Origin of the sequence: Sphingobacterium sp. WM (assembly GCF_029542465.1) — a bacterium.
GTDB lineage: Bacteria > Bacteroidota > Bacteroidia > Sphingobacteriales > Sphingobacteriaceae > Sphingobacterium > Sphingobacterium cellulitidis.
In genome coordinates this window covers 828,136-854,319 of sequence record NZ_CP120709.1, presented here as the reverse complement: position 1 = coordinate 854,319, position 26,184 = coordinate 828,136, and the positions used below count along the sequence as shown (strand labels likewise).

The following is a 26,184-nucleotide window of genomic DNA, read 5'->3' as shown; positions in this document are numbered from 1 at the left end:
CAATATTAAAAAGTTAACATTCTGTTCATTTAAAAACAAAGAATGGTTAACACATCAATTGTAATTTTAACAAAAAATATACTATGTCAGTACAAATTTCTGCATCAGATGTAAACAAATTGCGTCAACAAACTGGCGCTGGTATGATGGACTGTAAAAAAGCATTAGTGGAAGCTAATGGTGATTTCGAAGCTGCTGTTGACTACCTACGTAAAAAAGGTGCTAAAGTTGCTGCTAGCCGTCAAGACCGCGACTCAAACGAAGGAGTAATCATTGCTAAAGCTGCTGCTGATGGCAAATCAGGTATCGTAGTAGAAGTAAACTGCGAAACTGACTTCGTAGCTAAAAACGCTGATTTCGTTGCATTTGCTGAATCAGTAGCTGACGCTGCATTAGCGAACAGCCCTGCTTCTCTAGAAGATCTTAAAGCATTAGAAATCGGTGGATCTAAAATCGCTGACTTATTAATCGAGCAAACTGGTAAAATCGGTGAGAAAATCGACGTTTCTAAATTCGAAACTGTTGCTGCTGATAAAGTTGTTGCTTATATCCACGGTAACTACCGTTTAGGTGTATTAGTAGGCCTTTCTGCTGATGCTGACGGAGTTGAAGAAGCTGGTAAAGATGTAGCTATGCAAATCGCTGCAATGAACCCGGTTGCTATCGATAAAGACGGTGTAGATACTAAAACTATCGAACGCGAACTTGAAATCGCTAAAGAACAAATCCGTGCTGAAGGTAAACCAGAAGAAATGGTAGAAAAAATTGCTCAAGGTAAATTGAACAAATTCTACAAAGAAAATACTTTATTGAACCAAGAATTCGTGAAAGATTCTTCAAAATCTATCGCTCAATTCTTAGACTCAGTTGCTAAAGGATTAACTGTAACTGCTTTCAAACGTGTACAATTAGGCGCGTAAGCATTTCACATAAAACAAAAAGCCCATCTTTTCTTAAAGATGGGCTTTTTTGTTTTATGTGGGATATGGGATTAGATAAGAGATTTGAGATATTAAACTTCCTATCTCAAATCTCACATCTCACATCTAACTTCTCACGTCTCTCTTCTTTAAAAACCCTATTTCCCCCTTCCTATCTCAAATCTCACATCTAACTTCTCACATCTATCTTCTTTAAAAACCCTATTCCCCCTTTCTATCTCAAATCTCACATCTAACTTCTCACATCTATTTCTTAAATTGCTATAGATTTCCGCGAATATGAGAACGAAGCAGATAAACAACAACTCTATCAACCAGATCATGCTAATTTTAATTATCATTCTGGTCTGTATTTTAATTTTCAAGAACCTTTACTATTACCTACCTGGCTTTCTTGGTGCTATCACTTTATATGTGCTTTTCCGTAACAGTTATTTCAAGCTAACTGAAAAGAGAAAATGGAATAAGATTTTGACTAGCCTCTTGTTTATTCTGATTTCCATTGTCTTTATTGTTTTACCTATTTGGGCATTAGTGGATTATTTGGTTCCGCAAATAACCAGTTTCCTAAATAATACCGATAAAATTGTATCACAGTTTAATCTCCTCAAGGAATACATGGCCGATAAGCCTTTCTTAAAGGATATAGACATGTCGGATGAAGCCCTATTAGCGATGTTGCAAAGGTTTACCAAATACGTACCAAGCATATTAAACTCTGTAGCAGAAGTAATGATCAATATTATTGTCGCCTTATTCGTATTGTATTTCATGCAGGTTTATGGCAGACAGATGGAAAAATATATCGCTAGTGGAGTTCCCTTCTCGCCAAAAAGTAAACAAGAACTCTGGAAAGAATTTGACTCAATGGTTCGTTCCAATGCTATCGGAATTCCAATTCTAGGATTCTTCCAAGGCTTGGTTGCGGTATTAGGTTATTGGATCTTCGGTGTTGAAAACTTTATTTTAATGGGAATGCTGACCGGCATTGCATCCATTGTTCCCGTTTTAGGTACTATGACTATCTATGTGCCACTCGGCATAATTACCCTTGCTGGAGGCGAAACTGCGAATGGAATTGGAATTCTATTGTATGGTTTCATATTAATTGGAAGTATTGATAATATCCTTCGTTTCACTATCCTAAAAACCTTAGGAAATGTCCCTCCTCTAATTACCGTATTTGGTGTTCTCCTCGGATTAAAACTTTTTGGGATGTTAGGATTGATTTTTGGTCCTCTGATTCTTTCATCTGTTGGCGTGTTAATCAAAGTGTATTCTAATGAATTTGGGAAGGGAGATTCGATAATATTAGCAGGAGATCCATACGACAAAAAGGAATAACCTATTTTTTGAGAATACTTCAATGATTCTGTAATTCCATATCGGCATTATTATGGGCTAGCAAGAGAAACTAAATCAAAATTTTATCAAAAGATTGTAAGCTTTTGACAGGTCTTTCCTATTAAAGTCATAATCAGCTTTTTGGATGACCATCATCACATAATCGCAGCTCATTTCTTTGTATCTTAATTAAAACATAATACGAGAACAAGATGAAACAACTAAATGACAAAGTGGCTATCGTGACTGGAGGTGCTTCCGGGATAGGCAAAGCAATTGTTGAACTTTTTGTTAAAGAAGGTGCAAAAGTAGTTGTAGCGGATTTAAACGAAAAGTTAGGCAATGACTTGATCAACAACCACGGCGAAGGAAATCTAATCTTTATAAAAGCAGATGCATCTTCCGCCGAGGATAATAAAAAAATTGTGGAGGCAGCAATAGAGAATTTTGGAGCACTACATATCGCCGTTAATAATGCGGGTATTGGAGGTGAATCCAATCCGGTAGCTGATCTGTCCATTGAAGCTTGGAAAAAAGTAATCGACATCAACTTAAATGGCGTTTTCTATGGTATGCATTATCAGCTTCCTGAAATAGAGAAAGTAGGTGGTAGTATTATCAATATGGCATCAATCTTAGGTGCTGTAGGATTTGCAAAATCCTCTGCTTATGTTGCTGCAAAACATGGAGTCGTTGGTTTAACTCAGACTGCTGGTTGGGAATATGCAACCAAGGGTGTTCGAATCAATGCCATTGGACCCGGATTTATCTCCACCCCTTTAGTGGATGACAATCTGGATCCTGATTCCTTAAAATTTTTAGAAACTCAACATGCTTTTCAAAGACTTGGAAAACCAGAGGAAGTTGCTGAATTAGCATTATGGCTAGCTTCAGATAAAGCTTCCTTCGTAACCGCATCCTACTATCCGGTAGATGGTGGTTATTTGGCGAGATAAACTTGAGGGCGAGATAAAAAAATGGGCATTTGATTTTTTCAGTGCCCATTTTTATTGAATGATATTTAATCTTATAACCATAAAATGCACTCTTTTAGGTTTTCATTTTCTCGTAACTTAGCAAGAATCGGATTTTTATTTATCCCATTACTTATCATCTTTGAATATGGAAAAGACGCAACAAGAATTAAACTATGAACGAATTGCCAAAGCAATTCAGTTTATCCAGGATAATTTCCAGGATAAGCCTAGTTTGGAGGAAATTGCGGAACATGTTCATCTAAGCCCCTTTCATTTTCAACGTTTATTCTCGGATTGGGTGGGAACAAGTCCCAAAAAATTCCTTCAATACATCCAGGTGAGCTATGCAAAGAAATTACTGAAAGAGGAACAAAGGACTTTGTTTGACACCCATTTAATGACTGGAGTAAGCAGTACCAGTAGGTTGCATGACATGTTTGTTCAAATTGAAGGAATGACTCCTGCGGAATTCAAGCAAGGTGCAGAAGGGTTAAGCATCTCCTATAGCTTTCAGGACAGTCCCTTTGGACAATGCTTGATTGCTTCCACTGAAAAAGGAATTTGTTTCCTGGCATTTGTGGAAGATCATGAAAAAGGAATCAAAGAATTAAAGGATTCTTTCGAGAATGCCGAATTCATCGCGCAGGTTCAACCTATCCATCTTGAAGCATTATCGATATTCGATCCGAAGAACAACTCCTTAAAACGAATAAAACTACACCTTAAGGGGACGGCATTTCAGTTGAAAGTTTGGCAGGCTTTATTATCCATCCCGCTTGGCGAGCTAAACACCTATAAAGACATTGCTACCAAAATTGGTAATCCTTCAGCCTCACGTGCCGTCGGAACTGCCATTGGAAGTAATCCCATTGCCTATTTAATTCCATGTCATAGGGTAATCCAAACCTCTGGACATACAGGCGGCTACCGTTGGAAACCATTGAGAAAAACTGTTATGCTGGGATGGGAATTTGCACATACAGACGTTGAAAATCACCATGAAACTATTTAATACCGAAGAGCCTTCCAAAAATCATTTACCCTATGATGGTACAGTGAATTATTACGGTGTAATCTGTAAGGAGCCGCAGTTATATTTTGAGAAATTGCTACATGGAATTGAATGGAAAAATGATCAGGCAATTATCTTTGGCAGGCACATTGAAACAAAAAGAAAGGTTGCATGGTATGGTGACCGTTCCTTTGAATACAGCTATTCCAATATTCAAAAGATCGCTTTACCCTGGACTGAGGATCTCTTAGTGCTCAAATCCCTTGTTGAATCCCATTCTGGTGAAACTTTTAATTCCTGTCTTCTGAATCTTTATCATAATGGTTCCGAAGGAATGGCATGGCATAGTGATGGCGAGAAGGACCTGAAAAAACATGGTGCCATAGCCTCTCTTACCTTTGGCGCCGAACGAAAGTTCTCCTTCAAACATAAATCAACCAAAGAAAAAATTGACCTATTCCTAGAAAGTGGCAGCTTGCTGATTATGAAGGATCAAACCCAAGATCATTGGTTGCATCGACTTCCTCCGACAAAAACAGTGCATGGCTCCAGGATTAACCTCACCTTCAGAACCATAGAAAACATGTAATACCTGAGAAAAAAGGGAGTAAAAAAATAATTCCTATATTTGTCTCAATATAAATCACAAATAGAATATATGTAATACCCAAATTCTTTCCGCAATCTATCAACAAAAGCTATTCATAGCTTTCAATGGTTTTATCTCAAAGCGAAAGGATTTATGATAATTATTCAGAACGCAACATATATTCATCCCAACAAAGAAGTATTATTTCATGATCTCTCCCTGACTATCAATAATCAGGAGAAAATAGCATTAATCGGTAATAATGGTGTAGGAAAATCTACCCTACTCAAGGCCATTGCTACTGAAGTCCATTTAAATTCCGGAACTATTCAGACAAGTAGTTTACCCTATTATATACCCCAACTCCAGGATCGATACAATGATCAAACCATAGCACAGGCATTGGGGATAGCAGATAAACTCCAGGCTTACCATGACATATTGGAAGGTAATCTTTCTGAAAATAGCTTGGATATCTTGAATGATGACTGGACAATAGAAGATCGGGTTTCCCAAGCCTTAGAACAATGGAGTTTAGCTGGTTTCGCTTTTGATAGTCCAATGAATACCTTAAGTGGCGGACAAAAAACGAAAGTCTTTCTAGCCGGCATTGCCATTCATGAACCAGAAATAATTTTGATGGATGAGCCAAGCAATCACCTGGACTTAGATTCCCGAAATCAACTTTATCAGTTTATTGAATCTTGCAATAAAACCTTATTAATAGTAAGTCATGACAGGGCTTTGTTAAACTTACTTCCCGAAATTGCCGAAATGAGTAAATCCGGGATTTCCCGGTATGGTGGCAATTACGAGTTCTTTGCAGAGCAAAAAGAAGTTGCCTTAAATGCATTGGACCATGATGTAAAATCAAAGGAAAAAGAACTTCGAAAAGCAAAAGAAAAGGAAAGAGAAGCCTTGGAACGACAGAACAAATTAAATGCGCGTGGCAAGAAGAAACAGGAAAAAGCAGGGATCCCCAAGATTCTGATGGGCGCATTGAAGAATAAAGCTGAAGGTAGCAGTTCTAAATTAAAAGGTGTACATCAGGAAAAAATATCCGGAATTCATCAAAACCTAAGAGAACTTAGAGCCAATCTTCCCGAGATTGACCAAATGAAATTCGGATTTGAGGAATCTGGATTAACCATCGGCAAAACTCTAATCGACCTCAAACAAGTCAACTTAAAAATTAACAACAGAAACCTCTGGAAGGAAAACCTAAGTTTTCAGGTGAAATATGCAGATCGATTAGCCATACATGGCAAGAATGGCTCGGGGAAAAGCAGTTTGATCAATATGATGATTGGAAAAATCCCTCCATCCGAAGGACAAATCGCTAAGAATGACTTTAAATATGTATATGTGGATCAGGATTATTCCATGATTCAATCGACAATTTCAATTTACGACATGGCACAATCCTTCAATCAATCTGGTTTGATGGAACATGAAGTCAAGATTCGTTTGAACAGATTCTTGTTTTCCAAGGAGACTTGGGATAAATCTTGCCTGATGCTTAGTGGTGGAGAACGGATGCGCTTATTACTATGTTGCCTCAATATCAGCAGTCAAGCACCTGACATAATCATTTTGGATGAACCTACAAACAATATTGACATTCAGAATATTCAGATACTTAGCAATGCCATTAAATCTTTTAACGGTACTTTGATCGTGGTTTCCCATGATCAATATTTTTTGGAAGAGGTCGAAATAAAACAAAATATTAACCTAACATAAATTCAGAAAGGAAACCATATGAGAAAGATTATTTATTACGTTGCAACCTCCATTGACGGGTTTATTTCTGGTCCCAATGACGATGTTAGTGCCTTTACCTATGAAGGTGAAGCCGTTCAGGAATATATCAATGATCTCCAGGAATTTAAACATGTCTTGATGGGAAGGAATACTTATGAATTTGGATATCAATTTGGTGTTAAACCTGGAGAACCTTCTCCAACTTATGGACATATGACTCAATATATCCTCTCCAACAATTTAAAGATTGAAAAACTCCATGAACAAGTCAAAATATTAGCCCTCGATGTTAATCGAATTAAAGAATTAAAACAAACAGCTGATTCGGACATCTATTTATGTGGTGGCGGAAAATTAGCTGGCTGGCTCTTGAAAAATAAACTTCTGGACGAGGTTAAAATAAAATTAAATCCTGTGATAGTTGGATCAGGAACCAAATTGTTTGAGGATATAAATCAAAGTTATTCCCTAACCCGTATTGACCAAAAGGAGTATGACAACAACATGATGGTTATTCACTATTCCGTAATATACTAAGTATCAGAATAAAAGAAAACTCAAATGTATCTTGGCTAATCTAAGACCTGGAAATATTAATTAGATATTGCTGATTCTGCATAATTGTTTTGAAGGCATTTATCAATTTAATTTCAGAAATATTTTATTTCTTAAAAGAAAATTACCACATTTGCTTTCGGATTGAGAGCACATATAAATTTGAATATCAATCCATTCAAACAAAAAAATCAGTTAAGTGTTTGATAACAAAAGACTTTGACGTAAATTTAATTAATCAAAGTAAATTAACCGGAATACCATTATTTTCACCAATTGGGGAATTAACATGAAAGGAAAAATCCTACTCTTTTTTATTATCACACTCTTATTTGGGTGTAAGGAGGAAGATATGTCCCCTGTTGATGGTGAATTCAACAAAGCCTTATTGGAAAAATACATCTGGAAAAACAATGTTCTGATCGATGAAGTTTTTACTGATAACAGCAATCCTGAACACTACAATCGGACTACCACCCTAAGTTTTACCGGAACACAGTATAGTCATATCGTTCAAGATTCTGTAAAAGGAAATATGGACGCCCAAAGCCGTATGAACCCATTAGCTATACGTACTTCAGAATATTGGGGCGATTATACTTTTAATGGACTTGACTCTACAATAACCCTTTCCTACCGTGTCAATGAAAAGGTACTCAATAAGATGAATATTTCTTCAGATTCTTTGATTATTCATAGCAGCTATAAAATCATTAGCCTCTCTGAGGATGAGTTGACTCTGAAACTCAAAAATGATTCAGTGATGCATGGCTATAATACAGTGATGACTTTCAAACCTGTAAAATAACCCAAGACTTAACCCTTCTCAATTCTTCTATATCCTAATTCTGCTCCACCGCTGACTGGCAAATTCACACCTGTAATAAATCCTGCCTTCTCAGAAATCAAAAAAACACAAACATCAGCAATGACATTTCCTTCAGGACAATATCCTAACAAGTGAATATCATTTAAAAATCCAACCATATTCTCCGGATTCGGCTGCTCCTCAATCCAATTCTTAAGCATTGGAGTCATTACCGCTGCCGGCATCACCGAATTAACCCTAATACCATCCTTCGCATAGTCTATCGCCATAGACTTCGTCAATGCATTGACGGCTCCTTTGGTTCCTGCATAGGCAGCATGGTTATCTTGACCAATTTCACCCACCAAACTACTGGTATTCAAAATACAGCCTTTACTCATTTTCAGGTGGGGATAAGCATAGCGAGTAGTCAACAGAATGCTTTTCACATTCACTTGCATTAAAAGATCCCATTCCTCATCATTGGTTTCATGTAGTGGTTTTGAAGGACTCGCTAATCCTGCATTATTGTGAACAACATCAATCCTGCCATATTGCTCTATGGTCCTTTCTATCATCAACTCTACTTCATTCGCTTTTGTCACATCTCCCACTATCCCCAAATGACCCTCAGGAAGTAATTCTATGGTTTTTTCAACGGATTCCGTATCCAAACCAACGAAAGTCACCAAAGCTCCTGTAGCCACATAGGCTTTGACACATTCCAACCCTATTCCTGCAGTTCCGCCAGTAATTAATATCACTTTCCCATTTAATTCAGCCATAGCTTTCATTTTTACCTGAATACAATATAAAGGAATATCACCATTCCTAGCAATAGTCCTGATAACAATCTATAGTTTCCAATTCCTTTCCAAGCTTCTCCACGTAAGGGATCCAAAGGATTTTTCCAATACAATTGTTGACTTTCTGCAGTATGTTGAACCGGAAAAATAAGTGAAAGGGTAACTTGGATAATTACACAAACGATGAAAAGATAAAAGGTCATCATCATAAATGGAATATGACCTATCAAAGATTCCGGCATCAGTTTATTGACCGAAAAGACCAAAAGTCCTAAGATGGAACCTATCCATAAGGTCCATTTCGAGGAGACTGCAGATGCTTTTTTCCAGAATACACCCAATAAAAACACACAGGTAATAGGCGGTGCTATATGGGCAATCACATCATTGATCCCGTTGAAAATAGATTCATATTTATCTAGCAAGGGCAATAATGCCAGGGATAAAATCATGGCAAAAACTGCTGAAATTTTCCCAGTTCTGATTAATTGCTTATCGGTAGCATCAGGTTTCTTTTGCTTATAGATATCATAGCTTACCATGGTAGAAATGGAGTTTAAAGCTCCTGAAATCTGACTCATTAATCCGGAAAGCAAGGCTGCAACTAAAACCCCAATGAGTCCTGAAGGTAAGAGTTGGGTAATCATCAAGGTGTAGATTCCTTTTGAATTCACATTCCCTGCTGCATCCATTCCTAAACTCGTTAAATCCAGATGACCTGACTTAAATAATGTAAATGCAAAAAGACCTGGCAGAACGAAAATAAAAACCGGCAAGATTTTCAAAAACCCACAGAATAAAGCCCCTACTCGACCATGATTCTCATCCTTCGCACCTAGAACTCTTTGAACGATAGTCTGATCAGCACACCAATACCAGATTCCTAAAATCGGATAACCTAAAATTACCGCTTGCCATGGCATCCCACTAGCATCTCCACTTGGCCTCAACATCGAAAGTCGTTCCATCTGCCCTTCCATATCCAGTACTTCGCGCATGGTTTGCCAGCCTCCCATTTTATCAAATGCAGCATAGGTTATTATAAATGCGCCTATTAATAATACAAGAGTTTGAATAGACTCGGTGACAACTACCGCCTTTAGGCCTCCTAATATGGTATACAAACCCGTAATAATGCAGATCATACCAATACTCAGATACATATTAAACCCAAATAGGGTCTTGAGGACTATCCCGCCCGCTAACATCGAAAAAGCAATATGGATCACGATGGCTGAAACTATGGATATCCAAGTCAACCAATCCCTACTCGCTCGATCATAGCGTCTCTCCAAAAAATCTGGCAGCGTGGCAACTCCTGACTTTAAATAAAAGGGAACAAAAAATAGAGCCAATAAAATCAGTGTAAATGCTGCCATCCACTCAAAATTCCCATTCAATAAGCCAGTATCAAAACCACTCTGTGCTAAGCTTACCAGATGAACAGTCGAAATATTGGTGGCAAATAAAGCCAATCCGATTGCCGGCCAACGCAATGACTTACCTGCCAGAAAGTATCCAGCAGCAGTATTGACCTGACTTTTACCTTTTTTATTCATCCCGGCCCATATTCCAACGGCTAGAATAAATAAGATATAAAATATCGATATGCCTAAATCTATGCCTCCCAACATCGCCTTTAGATTAAATCACAACTGCTCCCAACTTCCATTGGGGTTTTATAAACACCGTCTTCCAGCCTAACTGGATGTACAAAATGAGATCTCAAATGCGGAATATGCTCCAAAAATAGAGCCTCATGTCCCAAGTTCACATGATTGAAAAGTACAAGGTGCTGATGCAACTGACCCATATCGCCAACATGGGGTACTACTGGTATATTAAATTTTCGTGCCAATAGGCTCACAGTCAGAAATTCACTCACCCCACCTACTCGAACCGCATCAACCTGTATAAAACCAGCGGCACCCAATTGAAGATAATTCTTAAATAAAACCTTATTCGGCACATGCTCTCCCATAGCTATTTTTATGGGCGATACCATTTTTGCCAACTTCTGATGAGCTAGAACATCATCAGGATGCGTGGGTTCTTCCACCCAATAAGGATTCATCTCCTTCAATTCTTGGCAAATTGAAACTGCTTGAGGAAAAGTCCATTGTTGATTCGCGTCCAACATCACTTTCGCATCATCTCCCGCAACCTCACGTACTATATTTGCCCGACGAATATCCCGTAAGGCATCCTTACTACCTACCTTTAATTTCATCGCCGAAAAACCATTATCAATGGCTTTCTTACAATTTATTCGAACCTGTTCATCTGAATAATTAAACCATCCTACTGATGTATCGTAGCCTTGATATCCAGTTTCCAAAATCCCCATCCGATTTTCTCGCGTCATCAGATTTTCTTCCAATAAATGGAGGGCTTCCTCTTTACTCAGTTCATCTTCCAGATAAGATAAATCCAAGGTATTGACCAAGTCTTTCGCAGACAAATCAATCAAGAGTTTCCATAATGGAACTCCACGAGTCTTTGCCCAGAGATCATAACATGCATTGGTAATAGAGGCAAGGGCGAGATGAACAACCCCTTTCTGTGGACCAAGCCAACGGAATTGCTGCTCATTGCTCAATTCATTGAAGACCTGCCCAAAATTGGACATCAACTCTTCAATATCACGCCCCTTAAGCTTCTCCGCATAGAAGGCCGCCGCCTGGCATACCAATTCATTGCCAGCCCCTATAGTGAAGGCAAGACCAGTTCCAACCCGCCCGGCTTCATCCACTAATTGGGTTACTGCATAGGAATAAATCGGATCCTTATGAATCGCATCGCTGCCCGCCCCAGTACTCAGTGGAAACCTTTTGTCCTGGATGTTATACTTTAAAATCATTTTAGGTTTAGTTTTTAGTTTAGGTGATTAAATTTTTTATAGTTTAAGTTTGTCTTTCAATTTCATTAATATATCAACATCCCCATCTTTTACCCGACCTTCCCGATTCGGACCAACATTCAGAATAAGGATATTATCTTGACTAGTAGCCTTATGGTAAATATCCTCCAATTCATCCAGGGTTTTGTATTTCTTATCCGTCGTGTTATAAAACCATCGCTCTCCAAGAACAACAGTAGTTTCAAATGGCATGTAATAAACATTACCCTGTGCTACAAATAATTTAGGATCTGGATTATGAGGTAAATATGGATCACCAAGCCTGAAATCACTCGGGAAATATCGAATCGGGAAATAGTCCTTTTGATCATTTGGGAGGACAGGATGTTTATCGACATTTTCTGGAAGGCCTATACTCCAGTTGATACCAATCTGACATTCTGGAGTTTTACTTTTTACTAAGGAATAAATCTCCTGAGTAGGCCAACGATAATTTTCCTTTTCCCAGCCGCCATCTAACCAGAGTTCTACAATATGTCCATACTTCCCGGTGATGGACAATAATTCCTCAAGCTGCTTCAATAAATACTCATTATAGGCTTTATCCGCCTTTACATCTTTAACATCAGCATTTTGTTTCCTATCCCATAAGGAATAATAAAGCCCCAGTTTGACCCCTTGCTTTTTACACTCCTTCGCAACTTCTTCAACCACATTGGTTTTATTTGGCGAACTCGCAACATCATAGTCAGTATACTTGCTGTCCCATAAACAGAAGCCTTCATGGTGTTTGGAAACCAGAATAATATGTTTCATTCCAGCAGCCTTTGCTGTAGCAACCCATTGTTTCGCATCAATGGTCGATGGATTATAACTACTGGCAGGCTTAGAACCATCCGTCCATTCTTGATCATGAAAAGTATTGATCCCAAAATGGATAAACATGCCATATTTCCTATTGATCTGATCTACCTGAAATTTATTGGCTGTAGTCGATGAGATGGGTAAAATCCCTTTCTCTTGGCCTATTGCTTGCCCTAATATTGCCAGCAAGACCATGGTTAATTGAGCTCTTAACTTCATAATTGAAAGATTTCTTTAGATTTATTCCCAAAGGTATTTTCAAAAACGATTTAGGGTATAAACTATATTGCCTGGTATTGCAACTATATTGACTTGTTTTTTAATAGAAAGAAACCTTATTAGACCGAATAATGGATAATTTTCAAGTTTTAAAAAGTTTCATAAAAAGAAAAATCCACCTTCCCCAAGGTGGATTTAAACCAAATTAAAAACTATATTGACTAACTAACTCTTGTGCATTATTCCATATGGAAGACCTCTTCCATTCCTGACCAAACCTCACCTTTTGACTTCGCATCATCCAACGGAATTTGACAGGGATCTGTTTCTTTCCACCACTTTTGCGTCTCCGGATCAGCAGCCATTTTTTCCATGTCCTGCTCAAAATTATCTCCAGTATATTCGAAGTAACTGAAGAGAAAAAATTCTCCTTTTATTTCCTTTAGGTATATCGAGTAATTCTGTATTTGGCAATCTTTCAACTTCTTTAAAACTGAAGGCCAAACAGCAGCATGCAACTTTTTATATTCATCTACTTTATTTGACTTCAAGCCTGTAATTGATGCATATCGTAAGACTTGATGCTTTTCAGATTGACACGAAATTGATATGAGGAAAGAGATTAATCCAATAAAAAGTAGGTTTAGGTTAATTTTTCCCCACATATCAATTCGTTAAATGTCTTGTCTATGAAAATAGAATACACGAAAATAATATAAACTCCATTACTGAACTTTGCCAGTATTAACAAATACCAACACTATATTAACATGTAGTTTATCTTTTTCGATAATCGAACTATTTCAAGTATATTGGAGGCAATAATAACCACCAATCTATCGAAAAATGAAACCTGTTTATGCCAAAATATTAGAAGGTTCCGAAATTGCTACCTTCGCGACAAGAGAGGTGAATAGACCATTTTTCTCAACAGAATTCCATTTCCACAGCGCTTGTCAAATGACATATATCGTCAAAAGTGAAGGTAAAAGGATTATTGGTGACAACGTAGATCGTTTCCTAAAAGACGAACTGACATTCATTGGTTCTGACCTCCCCCATGTGTGGCACAACGACCAAATAAATACCCCAACGCACAATGAAGCCAAATCTTTGGCTCTTTATATTGAACCTGCTCTCATTGTTCAGGCTTTTGCTCAGTTTTTTAACACCTCGAAATTAGAAGCTTTCTTTAACCTCTCTAAAAGAGGGTTGATCTTTTATGGTAAAACTAAAGATGAACTCAAAAAGAAACTTGTGAAGATTGTTAAACTTCCTTATGGCCCTCAAAAGACAATCTTACTTATCGAAATCATCGAAATTCTACTCAATTGCTCTGAATACGAATCCATCTCAAGTACAGGCTATACCAATAATTATAATCCGATCGATAACAATAAAATCGAAAGAGTATTTAAGTATGTATTTGACAACTATCCTAAGGAGATTCTCTTATCCGATGTCTCGGATATGTCAAGTATGTCTAAACATGCCTTCTGCCGCTACTTCAAATCTAGGACACAGAAGACCTTTATACAGTTTGTAAACGAAGTTAGGATTAGTGAGGCCTGTAAAATGATTGCTGAAAATAGCATACAGATTACCAATATTGCCTATGAATGTGGTTTCAATAGCCTTTCCAATTTCAATAAAATATTCAAATCTGTAAAAGGCATTACCCCAACGGAATACAAGTCCCAAATATTCAAATAAAGAGTAAAACATTTTTTGACTTTCCTCTATTAGTTCAATATAGCTTAACTTTGAACAAAATGAAAAAGTTATTATTCTGTTTACTTCATATTACAATCTGTACTTCATTGAGCGCACAAAACTATTTAAACGCTGAACAATCCAACCCTAAAACTATGGGCTGGATGAAGGGTTCTCCTCCGGCAAAAGACAGTACCTTATCCTTATTTGATGGAAGTTTCTTTCAATTTCCTGGCCTCCGTTATAGCGTATGCCACATGCGAGAGTTCATGCCAACTAAAGTTGTCAGAGCGAACTACAGCACTCCCTATACATTTCAAAGCAACATTGATAATGATATTGACCAATTAAGTTTTATTCCTTTAGGAGAAACAAAACCAGTATCATTTCAAGAGTCCTTGGGAATAAACTATACCGATGGATTGATTATTCTCCACAAAGGGAAAATTGTCTATGAAAAATATTTCGCTGAACTGGATCAAGAGGGAACTCATGCTGTAATGTCCGTTAGTAAAACCTTTACCGGAACCTTGGGCGCTAGTTTGGTCGCTGAGGGCGTGCTGGATGAAAATAAGTTAGTGCAGGATTATGTGCCCGAACTCAAGAATTCAGCCTTCGGAGATGCTACAATAAGACAAGTTCTAGATATGACCACCTCCCTGGATTACAGTGAAGATTATGCTGATCCCAAAGCAGATATCTGGGTCTTCTCCGCTGCTGGAAATCCTGTTCCTGTTCCTGAAGGATATAATGGCCCAAAAAATTATTATGAATTTTTGGAAACCGTTAAAAAAGCTGGGAAACATGGTGAAGCATTCGGATATAAAACCATCAATACCGATGCAATGGGCTGGATCATCAGTAGGGCAACCGGGAAAAGTATCCCTGAACTGCTTTCCGAAAAAATATGGCAACCTATTGGAGCGCATCATGATGGCTATTACCAAATCGACCGTTCCGGAATTGCCTTCGCAGGTGGCGGATTTAATGCCAATTTAAGGGACTTAGCCATGTTCGGAGAAATGATCCGAAATAACGGGAATTTTAATGGCAAGCAAATCTTAAAAAAGGAAGTGATTGAAGATATTCGAAAGGGTGGAAAACAATCTGATTTTGCAAAAGCCGGCTATACAAACCTGAAAAATTGGAGCTATAGAAATATGTGGTGGATCTCTAATAACAAAAATGGAGCTTTCTGTGCTCGAGGAGTACATGGACAAACCATTTATATCGACCCAACTGCCGAAATGGTATTGGTTCGACTTGCCTCCCATCCGGTAGCAAGCAATACAGCCAACGATGCCCATTCCCTGCCAGCTTATGAAGCAGTAGCAAATTACTTAATGAAAAAATAATATTAATAGATTAGCAGCAATAGTTTAGGAATAAAAATTATTGCTGCTATGACCACCGCAGTCATAGCGCTGACCAAAACCGCCCCGGAAGCCAGGTCTTTTATTATTTTAATCTTCGGATGAAAATCTGGAGATAAATAATCACAAACAACCTCTATCGCTGTATTTAGTGTTTCTGTAATAATAACCAAGCCTATACACAATACAATTGCCAACCATTCCATCCTACTCACCTCAAAATACCATCCCGCAAGAATAACCAGTACAGCTGCAATAAAATGGATTCTTGCATTATGCTCATATAAAAAAAGATGTTTCAACCCTGCAATGGAGTACCCGAAACTTTTTACCCGCTTTTGAATACTAAAAGATTCTTTCTCTTTCGACATCTGATCTTCTATAGGTTAATTTGATGAATATTTCAAAGGTATTAAATTATAAGATGGGATTGCTGATTGAAAAGATTTATTTCCCCAAGTCAAAGAGCTTCAGCAATTTCCTGGATTATTTCTTATATTGAGGAAACATTTACATAAATCGCAATAAAATGAACAGTAAGTTATTAAGCATATTATTTACTTCTTTATTCATTCTTATTTCCTCTTATGGAAAAAGCCAAAGTCCTATAAAACCTGGAGTTTTCACCTTTAAAGGAACAAAATTTGAAGTTTCAGAACTCCCTGACAACGAAGAAGAGTTATTAATTACCCCAAAAGATGGTCCTGAAATCTCAACAAATCCAGAAAACATAAATGGAACTTCTACGGAAGAAATTTTAAGGACCTTGGAAATCCATGATTCCTATGATTATAATTCATTGTTACCTCTGTTCAGAAATTACGAAACTTTAAAAAATGATGGCGAATATATCCAAATGGTTATTTCAACAGATGGCCAAGGAGTAATCAATAAAATTCTTTTCTATCTTGATTCCAAGACCAAAATCTCGCAACAAGACCTAGGAAAATTTTATAAAAAATTAAAAAAGGAAAATAAAATTGAATTGAAATCCAAGGACAATAAACATGTCAATCTTAAATTTATAGTCATGGATAAATCAGTGAAATTCAATAAATAAATACATCATTGATAATAATGATTTAACTGCTGCTCAATAGCATTCTTTTCTTTTCAGGTAGTTTTTAAAAAAGGAGAATATATTCTCTAGAATCTTCGTGTTAATTACGTTCTATTCCTATTGCTTTAAAAAATTAATTAATCTACTTTTAGGCCTATTATCACAATGCAGAACAAGCATTTCCCAAACTAATAAACATGGACTTAAAAGCAATAGCAGCGAATTATGAAAAAATGTCGGACAATGAACTCATTAGAGTAGCCACTACAAATGCAACGGGGCTACTTCCTGAGGTATATGACATTATTGAGCAAGAAATCAAAAAACGAAATCTTGACCCCAATATTTATCAAGGGCTGTTAGCACAGAATAAGGAATACACTATAGAAGAATTATTATATTATGCGCAAATCTTAAGAAATTTGCCTTGTCCTATTTGCGGCAGTACCACCGAAAAGTTAATGGCTTCCAGCGTCCACACCGTAAAAAGCTTTGTCTTTTTTACAGCAACTGAAAATAAACCTATAATTGGATGCCCATCTTGCTTAGACAAAAAAAATAATCAAGCTATTTTAATGACGAGTCTATTAGGCTGGTGGGGATTACCATTTGGATTAGTTAAAACACCAATCTACATCTACAAAAATATCAAAGCCAAAAAGGAAAATAAAAACCTGGAGGTCAACCCAATATTTATATCGTTTATAGAAGATCATATCGGAGAAATTGCAGCGTATGAAAATAATCCTGAGAAATTAAAAGAGATTATTAGTCAGAAGTAATCAGGTTATCAAATTCCTCGTAAGCCTATCATGAATTATGAATGAAATTAAATTAATGTTTACATTTCTGCTTTTACTGACCACTATATTCTGCAAAAGCCAGGATTTAGTCAGACCTGGAACTTTTTCTTATAATGGTACCATTTTTAAAGTATCAATTTCTCCACTTAATGCAGATGAACTATTTATTTCTGTTCAAAATGCTCCAAATTTAGGTAGTAATCCATCAAATATTAATGGTACACCAGTTGAGGAAATTTTACCTACCATGGAATTTAAAAATTCGTATGATTATAACAATCTTCTTCTTCTCTTTAGTAATTATTCTACTTTGAAAACTGATGGAGAATATATTAAAATGACATTTTCAATAAATGGTTCTGGAAAACTTAATAAAATTTACTCTTATGTCTATGGTCAAACAAAAATAACACAACAAGATTTTGGGAAATTTTATCAAAAAGTTCTATCAGAAAATACTTTTAGAATTAGATCCAGATACAACAACCATCATGCAATAAAATTTTTATATAGAGATACAACGATAAAATTTAATGATAGTTATCAAATTCCTTGTAAGCCATAATATGAACCAAGAAGGGAATTAAATATTATTTGTTTAATTTGACAACCATAAATCTTCATTAATGAAAAAACAAATTAAGGATTATAGTATTCATTTTTTAAAAGAAATAATTCCAGTAATTGCTGGAATATTAATAGCATTATTTATTGACAACTGGAATACAGACAGAAAGGATAAAAATTACATAAACCAAGTACTTTTAACGATAAATAGTGAACTTAAAGATTCAAAGGAAGATATTAAGACAATTATCCCGCAACATGAATCCCTAATTGATTCCCTTGGATTATATTCTAATAATAAAAACATCTCCATTATGGATGTTGTAAATAAATCTAATGGAATAAATATTCCCCAAATTAAGACAAATGCTTGGAAATCTGTTTCAAGTTCCAAAATTGATTTAATTGATTACGATAAAATAACCTTACTCTCCAACATTGAAGATGAAAAAGCAACACTTAATAAAAAAAGTGATTTTTTAATGAGCTTTCTCTATTCAAACATACATGCGGTGGATAAGAATTCTAAATTAACCTTAGAATTGATTTTAAAAGATATTCTTCAAACAGAAAAAACAATGCAGAAGAGAATTGAACAATTCGAAAGCAAATAAAGATCTCCATTCATATAATCAGCTATTTGACAACCACCGAATTATAAAACTTAAGTCTTATCAATTTACCTAATATATACCATTGCAGATATTTCAATTATCTTATTATTAGAGAACAACTATTAAGAAAACCTTTAGTAAATTAATTAATCATATAGATTACTGTAAAGGCCAAATCACAGGGACTATTAGTAATGGACCAGTTGAAGCCTTTTTATAAAATGGACAGATGTCTTTAATTTTGATGAGTTAAAAAAATTTTTAGAAAGAATAAATAGTGCTTTCTCTTTTATTAGAAAAATAAAATTTGAACTAGAAAAGAATACAAAAACTGATTTTATTTTTTAGGGTTGTAAATTACTTTTATTTCTTTTCAAAAGTGAGTTTTGCGCCATCAACGTAAGAATTATCCAAAGTAATTTGAGATCCTGAAGAATTAAAAACCCATTTTGAACCATGCATAACAACAAGGTTAATTTTAGTTTCCTCAGCCGAAGGAAAACCACTTAAATAATCTTTTTTGAATTCGTATGGAAATTCACCATTACTATATCCTATCTTTTCACCGCCGCTAATTTTTAACAAATTGTTTTTTTGGAAATTATATATCACATTTTCTGAACGGTAATCAGTTGTAAACAATTCATAATGTCCTTCAGAATTTATTCCGAATTGTTCTCTTTGGATTAGTTTCCATTCGCCAATAATGCTAGAATTGTTAATTTCAATATCATTACGCTCACAGGAACATAATGTTATGATGATTGTAATCAAAAAAATAAAACCTTTCATAGCTCATCCGTTTAAAATTGCCCTTTATCAATCTCCACTACCCATGTACTTTTGTTAACATCATCAATGTCAGTATTCCGATACACTGCATTCCTTTAGAAATTACGATTTTTTAGCCATCAATAAACTGGCCAACAATGTGTTAACAACATACTAATATATGAATTCATGTACATGATTAGAAGGATTTAAAAAAATAGGAATCCTCGAATAGAAAGTCTCATCCCCTCAGGCACGGCTGCAGGAAGTCTAAATACTAAATACCAACTACTAAATACTAAAAAAGCTCAGCGTAAGCTGAGCTTTTTTCCAGTAGCGGGGAGCAGGATCGAACTGCCGACCTCAGGGTTATGAATCCTGCGCTCTAACCATCTGAGCTACCCCGCCGTTTTTCGGTATGCAAAGATAGCAATAAGGAATAATTATCAAAGAAAATTTTATACAATTTTAGTGCGTATACAGCCAATTAAACATTTATTCCTTACAATCTATTTATACTCAAAAAGATAGATCCTCTAAGAATTTTAAGGAATTTTTAAGAATAATCCCTTTCTACTCCCTTTCAAACTGTTAATAATGCCCTTTTTGTGAATAAAAGATTTTAAATAGATTTTTTTGAATATTGGATTTATTCATTATACTTACAAAAAGTAGCAGAATTTGCTACTTATTGATTACTAACAAAAATATTATAGATCTACTTATACATATCAAATGGCAGAAAAGATTAAATTAAATTTAGAATATGTATTAAATTCTTCTCCTAGAATCCTCTTCCCTTACCTTCAGGAACCTAATGAGCTTGCTCAATGGTTCGCAGACGATGTGAATTTTCATGATGGTATCTATGAATTTATCTGGGATAATGAATCTCATCGTGCAAAACTTGTGGCTACAAAAGAAAACAAAAGCGTGAAATTCAAATGGTTGGATGATGAACCGTATTTCTTTGAAATCGAAATCATTCAGGATGAATTGACAAATGATGTAGCACTAAGCGTAACTGACTATGTTAAGGAAGATAATCTGGATGATAGAAAATTAATTTGGAATAACTCCATAGGTTACCTGCAAAGGGTGATTGGAGCTTAAGAATAAGATAATTGTAGGCCTTCAATTAAACTTGAAGGCCAATTTGTATTCCTAAGCCAACAGTAAACACCAAACTATTAAACCAATATTTTCAAGCACATTAACTTTTTTCTAACATTTTTGAGAACGCAAAAATTGTATCTTTGCAGCTAGACCATATCCTCCATGGAGGATAGATTCAAATGGTGATTTGAAAATTACATGAAAAAAGTAAACTTACTCATATTACAAGCATTTATTAAGCCCTTCTTGGTGACTTTCTTTATTGTCATGTTTGTACTATTGATGCTGTTTTTATTCAAGTACATCGATGACCTGATTGGGAAAGGGTTTCAATGGTATGTAATTTTGGAATTATTGGGCTACCAATGTGCTGTACAGCTTTCAATGGCTCTCCCACTATCCATGTTGCTTTCCTCGATCATGACCTTTGGAAACTTGGGTGAAAGCTATGAATTGGTCGCTATTAAAGCTGCAGGAGTATCCCTACGTAAGGCAATGACCCCATTATTTGTTGTGGTAGGCTTATTCAGTGCTGGTTCATTTTTCTTCTCCGATTATATTCTGCCGGTGGTTAACTTGAAAATGGGCTCTTTACTGTACGATGTACGTAAGAAAAAAGCCGATTTCTTTATTAAACCCGGTGTTTTTAATAATACTATCCCAGGCTATTCTATTCGTGCAAAAGGCAAGAGCGAAGATGGGACTACTTTGAAGGATTTGATGATTTATGAACATCCTTCTGGTGGTACTGCAACAAATGTCACCTTTGCCAAGGAAGGATTTATTCAGAACTCTCCGGATAATAACTATATGGTTCTAGAATTAAAAGACGGTGTAAGATACGAAGATGCTCGGGTGGAGAATGCCAAAAGGTATGACCCTCGTCAGCAATTTACACGCTTTAGATTTAAAGAAACGACTACCAAGTTCGACATGGGAAGTTTCCAGATGAATAGAACAGATCAGGACCTATTTCGTTCTCATCATCAGATGCTGAACCTGAAACAGTTAAAGCTATATTCTGACTCCAATAAAATTTCCATCGATAGTTTGCAACGGATCAATTCTTTGGAGGCCAAACGTTATGTCAATTATTACTCCCAATATTATCGGGAAAATGGCCCTAAGAAAACTAATTCGAAGGTCAGCATGCCTGATCTTGAAAAAAATGGGCAGCTGAGGATGGCGATTAACAATGGTCTGAATCAGGCTCGGCAGATAAAGGACATGGCGGCCAACCGCGAGGCTGAATTTATGCCCTATGCGGAAAAAGATATACGCTATGACATTGAATGGCATAGGAAATTTACCCTAGCCGTATCCTGTCTGTTGCTCTTTGGTATTGGGGCTCCACTTGGTGCCATTATCCGTAAAGGTGGTCTGGGACTACCCGTAGTAATGGCGATTATATTCTTCCTGATCTATCATGTTATTGCGACCTTGGCGGAAAAAGCTGCCAAAGACGCCAGCTTAACTCCAATGTTGGGAATGTGGATGGCAATCATTGTCCTCACCCCGCTGGCTATTTTCTTGACCTATAAGTCAACCTCGGACTCCGCATTATTTGATGCCGACCAATACAAAATGAAAGCCCAAGCAATCTGGAATAAAATTGTAGGCTTCTTTGTCAAAAAGAAAGAACTCAAAAGACCTTCTTAGTATAATATAATTACATTGTAAATAGAAAAGGGCTTCATCTTAGAAGCCCTTTTTTCGTTTACCAAGTTTAACTCCCACTTCTGAGCCTATTCTGCTCCTCACTCTCCTTCCGTCTCTCCTTGCCGTTGAAATCTTTTCCCAATTTGATGCTTGCAGAAAATATAAAAGTCCGCGAGTCTAAATCAAAATTCTGATTCATCCTAACTCCCGAAGCATGCGATTCGGTTCGATAAGTCATCGTTTTAAAAATGTCATTCACCGCAAATTTCAATGAAATCTTGTCGTTCCAAACATTCTTCATCAGCCCGGATGAAACAAAACCAAAGCCTTTTCGACGAAATACACCATCCGATTCCGCTGAATTATACTGTCCATTTAACTCAATAGACCATTTCTTCGGTAATTTGAAAATATTATTCGATTGTAGGGAATAGGACCAAGATCTATTATTGATAGACTCTTTATTGAACTCCCCAAAGAAATGATTCTCAAAGACATTGGCATTATTGATACTGGTCCAAAAACTTAATGGACTATAGGAATGATTCAAATTGACCCCCTTATTTCTGAATCCCTCAATATTTGAAATTGAACGAATGGTAACATTCTGCTCCGGAATTTGAGTCAACACACTGGTCATGACATCCTTCACACTGGTATAATAAAAGGAGGCATGTAAGTTCTTTCCGAAACTATAATTAAATTCAAATGCATTGGCCATCTCAGGTTGCAATAATGGATTACCTTCATAAAAAACAAAAGCATCCACATAGTATCGGAATGGATTCAGGTCATCATAATCAGGCCTGTTTATCCGCTTGCTATATGAAAACTGAACCTGGTGCTTATCATTTATTTTCTTACTGATTGCCGCACTTGGAAACCAATTGGTATAGGTTCTTTCTTGTTGTTTTTGACTGGTCAATTGCTTGCCCAATGAAAATGTGTTCTCAGCACGTAGTCCTGCCGTAATATTCCAATCGTTAAATTCTAAATGATAATTTAAATAGCCCGCATGAATATGCTCCTCATAGAGAAAATGGTTACTGGTGGTCTTGTCGCGAACCCAATCTCCTACCCGAAGAGTATCATTGATCGCATTATTATCCGCATTCACAAAACTACTCTTCCACCCAACTTCTAACCGCTGATGGTCATTGATATGTTGGAGGTAATCAATTTTTCCAACATATAATTTACTTACCGAAGGTGTTCGATTTTTTCGTCTCGACTCGAATGCTTCTTGAAAACCGGTCTTTTGAAAATCAGAGATTAAATTCTGATCCGATTGATAATCTCCATACAGGTATTCAAAATCCGCAGATAAGACACTACCCTTGTCTCCAATCTTTTGTTGCACATTCCCCATAACGGTCTGGGTATTCCAACGGCTCACATTACTATTATTAGTCAATGAATTCGATATTAACTCATCGTTACTGAACAGTATATTATTATATCCTTGGTTGAAATTCTTATAGGTTCCAAAACTCCCAGTCCAACCAATTCCCAAACTTAGTTTTTCTGTGGCTTGATAATCAATCCCGACTTTGGCATTATTGGTTTCCAAGGGTTCATCGGTATCCGAATATTGAATGGATTTCCGTGGAAACGTCTCATTGGCGTTTTTTTCAAAAAAACGATTAAAGGTGCGATACTCGCGTTCCCCCCGATAACCTTTATCATAGCCAACTAAAAAGTTCCAACTGTTTCTTTGACTATTTAATGTAAATCCTCCACCGTATCTGGCTTTCCGACCGGCTCCACCATAACTATTGACAGAAAGATTGAACCCTGATTTCTTCTCATTTTTCATGACGATGTTAATCATCCCGCCCAATCCTTGTGCATCATATTTGGCGGAAGGATTCGTAATGAGTTCAACACTTTTAATGGAGGATGAGGAAGTTCCTTTCAACAAGGTCGCTAAGTCTTTTGGAGATAGATAAGATAACTTACCATTGATCATGATAGCAACATCGGATTTGCCCCGCATACTGATATTCCCATCATCATCCACCTTGACTGCTGGCGCTCTTTGTAGAATCTCTAATGCCGTCATACCATCCGCAAGGATACTTTTTTCAACATTGATCACCATTCGATCCGAGAAGCGTTCAATAAGCCTCCTTTCACCTTTGATCTCAATTTCCTCCAAGGTTTGAGCTTGGGGCAATAGGGTAATAGAGCCGAGGTTAATGCCACTCGAACCAACCTTCAATCCTGATTTTCTATAAGTTGAATGAGCTAAATGTGAAATATGGATATCGTATTCGCCATCGGGAACATCTATGTTAAACTTACCTACTTGATTGCTGGATGTTGATTTTTGAAATTCAGTATGTATCGATTTTAATTGTACACTAACTTGATGAATAGGTTCGCCAATATCATTTTGCACAATACCCTGAACCTGGTTCTGAGCTTGGACAATGATAGAAAACAACAGAAAAATGCTGCATAATTTGAATTGTAACTGCATGTAAATAGATTAAAATGAAATGATTTATTGTTGCTTTCATAGGTATGATATCTTAAGCTCTTGATACTTTCTTTTTCTTCTTTCTTCGACCCCACCAAATCAGAAATCCGGTTATCGGCAAGGAGGTCGCTATTATTCCCGCAATAAAAGTGGATAGTTTCCCAAACTGGCCCCACCATTGCCCCATATGTAGTTGCCAGATATAATTCTCCACCTTTTCGTGTACTTCATATGGCTGCTCAACATGAAGTGCTTCACCACTATATCGATCATAAATCTCCATGTCTAAATGCTCTGTACTTTTCAATCCCGAAACACCCATCTGAAATACATAGGCTCCGACTTCTTCGAGATTATAAACCCATATCGAAGCATTCTTCTGTTCAGGATTTTTGTCCAAGGATTGATAAGCAAACTGTGCAAAGTCTAGCGAGGTCTTTTCTTCCTGTACTTTTGGTAAAGTCTCTTCCATATGTTCCGCGGAGCCCCCAAATGATTTAATAATCAAATCTCCCAAGGAATGGAAAAAGATAATAATACCTGTTGCACTTAAAATGAAACATAATAGCAAGGAATAAAACCCATACACATTATGTAAATCGTAGTTTAGACGTTTGAACCTTGCCTTCCACTTGATGGTAAAACTGTCTTGTCTGGTCTTCTTGGTCCATCGTTTCGGCCACCATAAAATCAAGCCCGTAATACAACTGATAAAGAAAATGACCGTGGAGACCAAAACTACCCAACCGCCATAAGTTCTATTCAGCAAGTTTGAATGCAAATGAGCCATCACATAAAAGAAATGCCCAGTATAGTCCACCTTGAGTACTTCAGCCGTATAAGGATTGAGATAAATAAAGTTTAATTTCTTGCTATCATCATGAAATGCACGCACTCTGACGGATCGATTCGGATCATTGAAGAAAACCATTTGGGATAGCCTCAATTTAGGATCTACCTCATGAATAGCATTAATCATCTGTTCGGCAGTGGCTCTCTCTTTTCCGACTTCCACATATCGGGCATCCCCTGCTGTAAAGTCTATTATCTCATCGCAATAAACAATGATGGTGCCCGTCAAACAGACAAACACCACAATTAATCCGGAAACAATGGATGGCCACAGATGTAGCCAAGCGTTTATCTTTGTAAACCAACTTTTGCCTTTTTTCTTCGAAGGTCCAGAAGATTTTCTCCCTTCATCTTCAAGGGTCGGCTTGAGCCTTGGTTTTGTTTTCAAATCAAAGTTTTGCATCGTGGTATGTTATCTTTTGGTTTTAAAAAGTA

25 protein-coding genes and 1 tRNA gene are annotated in these 26,184 nt (G+C 36.6%); 16 read left to right on the top strand and 10 right to left on the bottom strand.

The genetic code is table 11. The annotated features are described in order from the left end of the window. The first annotated feature begins 83 nt into the window (after positions 1-83). The 8 genes from tsf to PZ892_RS03675 all read left to right on the top strand — a co-directional run bounded on the left by tsf (position 84) and on the right by PZ892_RS03675 (position 7,990). Entirely contained in the window at positions 84-920 is an 837-nt protein-coding gene (gene tsf, locus PZ892_RS03710; RefSeq protein WP_094255222.1) for a translation elongation factor Ts, read from the top strand. Between the two features lie 300 nt (positions 921-1,220). After that, a complete protein-coding gene (locus PZ892_RS03705) occupies positions 1,221-2,285 on the top strand; it encodes an AI-2E family transporter (protein ID WP_094255223.1) in 1,065 nt (354 codons plus the stop codon). 212 nt (positions 2,286-2,497) lie between these two features. Next, the gene (locus PZ892_RS03700) at positions 2,498-3,241 is read left to right on the top strand and encodes a glucose 1-dehydrogenase (RefSeq protein ID WP_182499264.1); all 744 of its coding nucleotides are present in this window, start codon (positions 2,498-2,500) and stop codon (positions 3,239-3,241) included. Positions 3,242-3,407: 166 nt separating this feature from the next. After that, positions 3,408-4,274, top strand: a complete 867-nt coding sequence (locus PZ892_RS03695) for a methylated-DNA--[protein]-cysteine S-methyltransferase (RefSeq protein WP_182499263.1) — start codon at positions 3,408-3,410, stop codon at positions 4,272-4,274. Continuing rightward, entirely contained in the window at positions 4,261-4,863 is a 603-nt protein-coding gene (locus tag PZ892_RS03690) for an alpha-ketoglutarate-dependent dioxygenase AlkB (RefSeq protein ID WP_182499262.1), read from the top strand. Before PZ892_RS03695 ends, PZ892_RS03690 begins: the two co-directional genes overlap by 14 nt. A 153-nt stretch (positions 4,864-5,016) precedes the next feature. Then, positions 5,017-6,606: an ABC-F family ATP-binding cassette domain-containing protein gene (locus PZ892_RS03685; protein WP_182499261.1), complete on the top strand. Its 1,590-nt coding sequence runs from the start codon at positions 5,017-5,019 to the stop codon at positions 6,604-6,606. 18 nt (positions 6,607-6,624) lie between these two features. Beyond that, entirely contained in the window at positions 6,625-7,164 is a 540-nt protein-coding gene (locus PZ892_RS03680) for a dihydrofolate reductase family protein (RefSeq protein ID WP_182499260.1), read from the top strand. A 307-nt stretch (positions 7,165-7,471) separates the two neighbouring features. Next, a complete protein-coding gene (locus PZ892_RS03675) occupies positions 7,472-7,990 on the top strand; it encodes a hypothetical protein (protein ID WP_182499259.1) in 519 nt (172 codons plus the stop codon). 8 nt (positions 7,991-7,998) lie between these two features. Here PZ892_RS03675 and PZ892_RS03670 read toward each other — a convergent pair whose 3' ends face one another. The 5 genes from PZ892_RS03670 to PZ892_RS03650 form a co-directional block, all read right to left on the bottom strand. Beyond that, a complete protein-coding gene (locus PZ892_RS03670; RefSeq protein ID WP_277712096.1) occupies positions 7,999-8,775 on the bottom strand; it encodes an SDR family oxidoreductase in 777 nt (258 codons plus the stop codon). Between the two features lie 11 nt (positions 8,776-8,786). After that, positions 8,787-10,430 (bottom strand): sodium:solute symporter, encoded by a 1,644-nt coding sequence (locus tag PZ892_RS03665; protein WP_182499257.1) that lies wholly within the window; start codon positions 10,428-10,430, stop codon positions 8,787-8,789. A 5-nt stretch (positions 10,431-10,435) separates the two neighbouring features. After that, positions 10,436-11,656, bottom strand: a complete 1,221-nt coding sequence (locus PZ892_RS03660; protein WP_182499256.1) for an enolase C-terminal domain-like protein — start codon at positions 11,654-11,656, stop codon at positions 10,436-10,438. A gap of 36 nt (positions 11,657-11,692) precedes the next feature. Continuing rightward, a complete protein-coding gene (locus PZ892_RS03655) occupies positions 11,693-12,739 on the bottom strand; it encodes an alpha-L-fucosidase (RefSeq protein WP_182499255.1) in 1,047 nt (348 codons plus the stop codon). Positions 12,740-12,978: 239 nt separating this feature from the next. Continuing rightward, positions 12,979-13,404: an L-rhamnose mutarotase gene (locus PZ892_RS03650; RefSeq protein ID WP_182499254.1), complete on the bottom strand. Its 426-nt coding sequence runs from the start codon at positions 13,402-13,404 to the stop codon at positions 12,979-12,981. 181 nt (positions 13,405-13,585) lie between these two features. On the opposite strand from PZ892_RS03650, the gene PZ892_RS03645 reads away from it, so the two are divergent. Together PZ892_RS03645 and PZ892_RS03640 are read left to right on the top strand one after the other, a co-directional pair. Beyond that, a complete protein-coding gene (locus tag PZ892_RS03645) occupies positions 13,586-14,452 on the top strand; it encodes an AraC family transcriptional regulator (RefSeq protein WP_182499253.1) in 867 nt (288 codons plus the stop codon). A 59-nt stretch (positions 14,453-14,511) separates the two neighbouring features. Beyond that, positions 14,512-15,807: a serine hydrolase gene (locus tag PZ892_RS03640; protein WP_182499252.1), complete on the top strand. Its 1,296-nt coding sequence runs from the start codon at positions 14,512-14,514 to the stop codon at positions 15,805-15,807. Positions 15,808-15,809: 2 nt separating this feature from the next. Here the strand turns inward: PZ892_RS03640 and PZ892_RS03635 are convergent, their stop codons facing one another. Continuing rightward, positions 15,810-16,196, bottom strand: coding sequence for a diacylglycerol kinase family protein (locus PZ892_RS03635; RefSeq protein ID WP_182499251.1), 387 nt, complete (start codon positions 16,194-16,196; stop codon positions 15,810-15,812). A 158-nt stretch (positions 16,197-16,354) separates the two neighbouring features. Between PZ892_RS03635 and PZ892_RS03630 the strand changes: the two genes are divergently transcribed. The 4 genes from PZ892_RS03630 to PZ892_RS03615 all read left to right on the top strand — a co-directional run bounded on the left by PZ892_RS03630 (position 16,355) and on the right by PZ892_RS03615 (position 18,869). Beyond that, a complete protein-coding gene (locus PZ892_RS03630) occupies positions 16,355-16,885 on the top strand; it encodes a hypothetical protein (RefSeq protein ID WP_182499250.1) in 531 nt (176 codons plus the stop codon). A 197-nt stretch (positions 16,886-17,082) separates the two neighbouring features. Next, the gene (locus PZ892_RS03625) at positions 17,083-17,667 is read left to right on the top strand and encodes a hypothetical protein (protein WP_277712094.1); all 585 of its coding nucleotides are present in this window, start codon (positions 17,083-17,085) and stop codon (positions 17,665-17,667) included. Between the two features lie 37 nt (positions 17,668-17,704). After that, positions 17,705-18,253, top strand: coding sequence for a hypothetical protein (locus PZ892_RS03620; protein ID WP_182499248.1), 549 nt, complete (start codon positions 17,705-17,707; stop codon positions 18,251-18,253). A 61-nt stretch (positions 18,254-18,314) separates the two neighbouring features. Continuing rightward, a complete protein-coding gene (locus PZ892_RS03615) occupies positions 18,315-18,869 on the top strand; it encodes a hypothetical protein (RefSeq protein ID WP_182499247.1) in 555 nt (184 codons plus the stop codon). 363 nt (positions 18,870-19,232) lie between these two features. On the opposite strand, the gene PZ892_RS03610 is transcribed toward PZ892_RS03615, so the two are convergent. Together PZ892_RS03610 and PZ892_RS03605 are read right to left on the bottom strand one after the other, a co-directional pair. Further along, entirely contained in the window at positions 19,233-19,661 is a 429-nt protein-coding gene (locus PZ892_RS03610) for a hypothetical protein (protein WP_182499246.1), read from the bottom strand. A 313-nt stretch (positions 19,662-19,974) separates the two neighbouring features. After that, positions 19,975-20,048, bottom strand: a tRNA-Met gene (locus PZ892_RS03605). Positions 20,049-20,375: 327 nt separating this feature from the next. Here PZ892_RS03605 and PZ892_RS03600 point away from each other — a divergent pair. Then, entirely contained in the window at positions 20,376-20,753 is a 378-nt protein-coding gene (locus PZ892_RS03600; RefSeq protein ID WP_094255298.1) for an START-like domain-containing protein, read from the top strand. A 201-nt stretch (positions 20,754-20,954) separates the two neighbouring features. After that, positions 20,955-22,415 carry an LptF/LptG family permease gene (locus PZ892_RS03595; RefSeq protein ID WP_182499245.1) on the top strand — a complete coding sequence of 487 codons (1,461 nt, stop codon included), beginning with the start codon at positions 20,955-20,957 and terminating at the stop codon, positions 22,413-22,415. Between the two features lie 67 nt (positions 22,416-22,482). Here the strand turns inward: PZ892_RS03595 and PZ892_RS03590 are convergent, their stop codons facing one another. Both PZ892_RS03590 and PZ892_RS03585 read right to left on the bottom strand, forming a co-directional pair. After that, positions 22,483-24,897: an outer membrane beta-barrel family protein gene (locus PZ892_RS03590; protein ID WP_182499244.1), complete on the bottom strand. Its 2,415-nt coding sequence runs from the start codon at positions 24,895-24,897 to the stop codon at positions 22,483-22,485. Between the two features lie 52 nt (positions 24,898-24,949). Continuing rightward, entirely contained in the window at positions 24,950-26,152 is a 1,203-nt protein-coding gene (locus PZ892_RS03585) for a PepSY-associated TM helix domain-containing protein (protein ID WP_182499243.1), read from the bottom strand. Between the last annotated feature and the right edge of the window lie 32 nt (positions 26,153-26,184).